General features: G+C 70.3%; 3 protein-coding genes. 2 read left to right on the top strand and 1 reads right to left on the bottom strand.

The window, feature by feature from the left end:
* Positions 1-118: 118 nt before the first annotated feature.
* Entirely contained in the window at positions 119-2,248 is a 2,130-nt protein-coding gene (locus VKH46_07690; protein ID HKB70710.1) for a VWA domain-containing protein, read from the bottom strand.
* A 230-nt stretch (positions 2,249-2,478) separates the two neighbouring features.
* Here VKH46_07690 and nadC point away from each other — a divergent pair, with 230 nt between their 5' ends.
* Together nadC and nadB are read left to right on the top strand one after the other, a co-directional pair.
* Positions 2,479-3,321: a carboxylating nicotinate-nucleotide diphosphorylase gene (nadC, locus tag VKH46_07685; GenBank protein ID HKB70709.1), complete on the top strand. Its 843-nt coding sequence runs from the start codon at positions 2,479-2,481 to the stop codon at positions 3,319-3,321.
* The gene (nadB, locus tag VKH46_07680; GenBank protein HKB70708.1) at positions 3,318-4,871 is read left to right on the top strand and encodes an L-aspartate oxidase; all 1,554 of its coding nucleotides are present in this window, start codon (positions 3,318-3,320) and stop codon (positions 4,869-4,871) included. The genes nadC and nadB overlap by 4 nt, the downstream gene beginning before the upstream one ends.
* The last annotated feature ends 195 nt before the right edge of the window (positions 4,872-5,066 follow it).

Raw genomic sequence — 5,066 nt, 5'->3', positions numbered from 1 at the left:
CGGGATGCGGGTCGCCCGCGACGTCCCGAGGCATACCGGGGCGTATGTCGCAGGGCGGCGCGGGTGGCACGCGCCCGTCCGGCTCGATGTATCGGCGCGCCGGCCCCTCTCTCGTGTCTTACCGGACTTCGATGGGTATGGTCCCCTGCCTCGCCGCCTCGTCGTTCTGCGCGACGACCCGCAGCTGATACTTCCCCGGCGCGAGTCCTGCCGGCTTGAACCCGAGGAGATACGTCGACCTCCCGAGTTCGTCGGGCGCGGAACGCCCGAGGAGGGAGATGTTCGCGGTTCCCATGGGCTTTCCTTCGCCGTCGAGGAGCTGGCCGCCCAGGCGCAGCCGGTCCGCCTCTCCGAATCCGTACGTGTAGACGCAGATCTTCAGCTCCTGGTCCTTCCCGACCGCGGGGCTGGTCTCCGGGAGGAACGGATCGCTCCCGACCATGTACGGGAAGGACGCGGCGACGCCGCCGCGAGCCGAGCGGGCGCGCAGGACGAGACCGTCGATGCTGCCGACGGCGAGCGGCGCCACCAGATACGGCTTTTTCTGGGAGAAGTCGGGGACCACGAGGTCCTGGGCGGAGAATCCCATCGCTCCGGTCTCGCTGTTCCGCACGAGGGACCTCAGGCGGTACGTTCCGGGGACGAGCTTCATCTGCGCGAACCATCGAAGCCCTCCCGATTCGAGCTTCGACTTCACCTGCGCCAGATCGAGCACCGCGCTCTCCGTCGCGAAGTCGGCGACCTTCCCCGCGGAGTCGAACGCATAGCTGTAGATCTCGACCGGGAGCTTGCCGCTCTTCCCCTGCGCGATGAGATCGGCCGCGGGGAGGCGGACCTGAACGGTCGTCTCGGGTCCGTTCTTTCCGGCGAAGGTCTGTGCGAGGACGGCGGAGGAAATCGCGGTCGTCGGGATCTCGGAGGCGATCACGTCCGCCGCGGTCAGGCCCTTCTCGACCATCGAGGTCGCGTTGAACGGCTTCGGCTCGTAATAGCCGGCGCGCGCGGAGAGCCGGACGCCCGAGCGTTTGACCCGCACCTTGAGCGGATGGAAGCGGTCGGGATGGCCGGTGAGCTTCGGGGCGAAGGTGAGGACGTAGACGACGCTCTCCTCCTCGAGGAGGCGGTCGAGCTGCCCGGAGAAGTCGTTCGCGTTCTCGAAGAGCTGTCCCCCCGTGCCGTCGGCGATCGCGAAGAGCGCCGCCTTGCCGCCGCCGCCGCTCGGGTCCGTCCCCTGGTCCTGTGCCGCCGAGATTCCGGAGAGGTCGACGGCGTGGATGACGCAGTCGCTGCGCTTGAACAGTTCGAGCAGGTCGTTGAGCCCCGATTGCAGCCCGGTGTCGCCGAAGCGCTGCTGGCTGTCGACCCCCCAGACGACTCCGCGTGCGGCCGCCTCGGATTGCTCCTGCGAGGCCTGCGTGTCCTGCGCATTCCCCTGGAGAAGCCGCATGTCGAATCCCTGGGAGAAGTAGATGACCTGCTTGCGACCTTCGACGGAATCGAGCGCCTTCGCCAGGGTTCCGAACGACTGGAGGAGCTGGGTGACGCGGCCGCGGCGGTAGGCATCGTCGTTCCGTTTGGCGACCGCTGCCGTCTGGCGGAGCTCCGACTCGACGTCGACCTTGTTGCCGCCGCTGCCTCCGGCGATCTGTTGCCCGGACGGGGTGATGTCGATGTTGACGATGGTGAATCGGAGCGGGTCGGGGATCGTTTCCACTTCGTTGCCGAGGCCGAGGGTCCGGACCGCCGCCGCGAGCTGCTCCCGGTCGGAGGTGAAGGTGACCACGAGCTTCACTCCATGCTCGACCGAGTAGGTGGCGACCGCGCCCAGATCGTCCGGCCCCATTTGATTGCGGACGAACTTTTGCGCGGCGTCCCGGATTCGGACGACGCGGGCAGGCGTCGAGAACGAAAGATCGAACAGCAGGAGGAACCGCCGACGCGCGGCCGCGGTCACGGTTGCGGTTTCGTGCACCGTCGGCCCTTGCCGAACCGTCGAGAACTCCGTGGTGTCCACCGCCTGGATCGCGACGTCCTTGCCGTCGTCGCGGACTTCGAAGTCCGCCGCCGTGAGCCCGCGGACGGGCTTGCCGTCCCGGTCGATGACGGTGACCGGAACTTCCACGAGCGAGACACCCGCCTGCTCCTGGACGGAACCCGGCTTGACGGACGCGCCCGCCGCGCCCGGAGCGAACACCGACAGAATCAGGCCCGCGAAGAGGGTGTCGATGAGGGCACGGCGAAAGGTCATATCTCCTCCAGTCGGCGGCGGCGCGATCACCGGCGCGCGGGAACGATCGGGTTTGCCCCTCCGGAAAGCAAGGGACGAGCCGGGCGCCCGGTCCTGCGTTTGCGCAGCGTTCGGAGGAGTTTATCGCAGGCGGAGCGCGCAGGAGGGCGCCCCCGCGTCCGCGATTCCGGACGAAGCGTCCCCCATGGCGAACGGAAACGGCGGCGCCCTCCTTCGAATATCCTACGGGCGTGTCTTTCCTGCTGCGGGAGTCTCTCGAGCGTTTCCTGGCCGAGGACCTCGGACGCGGCGACGCGACGACGAACGCCGTCGTGCCGGCGGAAGCGCGCGGCCGCGGAGCGCTCGTCGTTCGCAGCGCGGGCATCGTCTGCGGGCTCGACGTCGCGCGGGAGGCCTTCTCCCTGCTCGATCCGGAGGTCGACTGGAGGGGGGACGCTCCCGACGGCGCCGCCGCGGAGCCCGGCGCGACGATCGCCTCCATCTCGGGAAACGCGCGCGCGCTCCTGTCCGCCGAGAGGGTCGCCCTGAATCTCCTGCAGCGGATGTGCGGAATTGCGACGGCCACCCGCCGCTACGCGGACGCCGTCGCGGGCACCGGCTGCCGCATCCTCGACACGCGCAAGACGGCGCCCGGTCTGCGGGCGCTCGACAAGCGGGCCGTGATCGCCGGCGGCGGGAAGAACCACCGGTTCGGGCTCGACGACGGGATCCTCATCAAGGACAACCATCTCGCCGTCGCGGGGTCCGTCGCCGAGGCCGTCTCGCGCGCCCGCCGCGGCGCGCCCGCGCTCGTGAAGATCGAGGTCGAGGTCGAGGACGAAGCGGCGCTCCGTGAGGCGCTCGCCTCGGGCGCGGACGCGCTCCTGATCGACAATCGCTCTCCGCGGGAGCTCGGGCCGCTCGTGGCGCTGGCGCGGTCGCTCCGGCCCGAAGTTCCGCTCGAGGCCTCCGGGGGCGTCACGCTCGAGAACGTGCGCGCGTACGCCGAGACCGGGGTCGATTTCGTCTCGGTCGGCGCGCTGACCCACTCGGTCACGGCGACCGACATCTCGCTGGAGCTCTCGATCGCATGACCGCCGACGCGTGCGACGTTCTCGTGATCGGCACCGGGATCGCCGGGTGCGCGGCGGCGCTCTCCGCGGCGCGGCACGGCGCCCGCGTCGTCATCGTCACGCGCTCGGAAAAACCGGAGTCGTCCAACACGTTCTGGGCGCAGGGAGGGATCGTCGGGCGCCCGAAAGGGGACACGCCCGCCTCGCTGTCCTCCGATATCGAGAAGGCCGGGGGAGGGCTCTGCAACCCCGCGGCCGTCGAGAAGCTCGCGCGCGAGGGGCCCGACCTCGTCCGGCGGCTCCTCGTCGAGGAGCTCGGCGTCCCGTTCGACCGGTCCGACGGCGATTTCGACTGGGCGCTCGAAGGGGCGCACTCGATGCCGCGGATTCTCCACGTCAAGGACGAAACCGGGGTCCCGATCGAGCGGGCGCTCCTCGGCGCGGTTTCGCGGGAGAAGGGGATCGAGTGGCGGACGTCGCACACGGCCGTCGACGTGTTGACGCCGGCCCACGACTCGCCGGACCCGCTCGACCGGTATGCCTCGCCGCGCGTCTTCGGCGCGTATCTCCTCGACCGCACGAGCGGAACGGTCTCTCCGGCGCTCTCGCGCACGACGATCCTCGCGACGGGCGGGCTGGGCCAGGTCTTCCTCCACACGACGAACCCGGCCGGCGCGCGCGGCGACGGCGTCGCGATGGCCGTCCGGGCGCGCGCGCGGGTCGTCAACCTCCAGTTCGTGCAGTTCCATCCCACCGCGCTCGTGCATCCGAAAGGGCGGCTCCTCCTTTCCGAGGCGCTCCGGGGCGCGGGGGCGATGATCACCGACGCGCTCGGGAAGCCTTTCCTGAAGGACTACGATCCCCGCGGCGAGCTCGCGCCGCGCGACATCGTGGCGCGCGCGATCCACCGCCGGATGCTCGAGGAAGACCAGCCCCACGCTCTGCTCGACATCTCGCACAAGCCGGCCGAGTGGATCCGCGAGCACTTCCCCGGTGTCGCGCAACGGTGCCGCGAGGCGGGATACGACGTCACCACGGGCCCGGTGCCGATCGTCCCGGCGGCGCACTATTCCTGCGGCGGAGTCGGGGTGGACCTCGTCGGGCGGACGACCCTCCCCGCCCTCTATGCCGCCGGCGAGGTTTCCTGCACCGGGCTCCACGGGGCCAACCGTCTCGCCTCGACCTCGCTCCTCGAAGGTCTCCTGTGGGGGTGGAATGCCGGAGACGCGGCGGCGGCCGAGGCGCGGGAGCGCGCCAAAGAGAAGGCGTTCACCGCCAGGGAGTGGAAGCCGGAGTCGGAGCCCGTCGACCCCGCGCTCGTCGCCCAGGACTGGCTCGTCGTCAAGCACACGATGTGGAACTACGTGGGACTCGTCCGCTCGGGACGCCGGCTCGAGCGCGCCCGAAGGCTTCTCGTCGAGCTCCGCCACGAGATCGACGACTTCTACCGGCACGGAGCGATGTCGGATGCCCTGATCGGGCTTCGAAACGGGGTGCACGCGGCGCTGGAGATCACGCGCGCGGCGGCGGGGGATAAGGTATCCCGCGGCACCCACTACCGCGAAGACTAGCTGGGCGCGGACCATACGCGCCGTTATACGGGTCCGTCGGGCCGGCCGCCGGCTCGACGTACGCTCTCGGTACGCCTTAGCCGCCGGCCGGCCCGCCGAATCCGTCTTCCCGCACGTCTGGCCGCGCCTCACCATCGATCCAACCGAGAACCTTCCGCCCTCGTCAGCCAGGTTTCGAGGGCGCGGCGATACGCG

This window comes from Thermoanaerobaculia bacterium, from assembly GCA_035260525.1.
Classification (GTDB): domain Bacteria; phylum Acidobacteriota; class Thermoanaerobaculia; order UBA5066; family DATFVB01; genus DATFVB01.
The sequence above is the reverse complement of the archived record's forward strand: the minus strand, read 5'-3'. Positions and strand labels throughout refer to the sequence as shown.

What these genes read in the sequence shown, in the direction of transcription:
- VKH46_07690 (HKB70710.1), bottom strand. Translation starts at nt 2,248, where the DNA reads ATGACCTTTCGCCGTGCCCTCATCGACACCCTCTTCGCGGGCCTGATT.
- nadB (HKB70708.1), top strand. Translation starts at nt 3,318, where the DNA reads ATGACCGCCGACGCGTGCGACGTTCTCGTGATCGGCACCGGGATCGCC.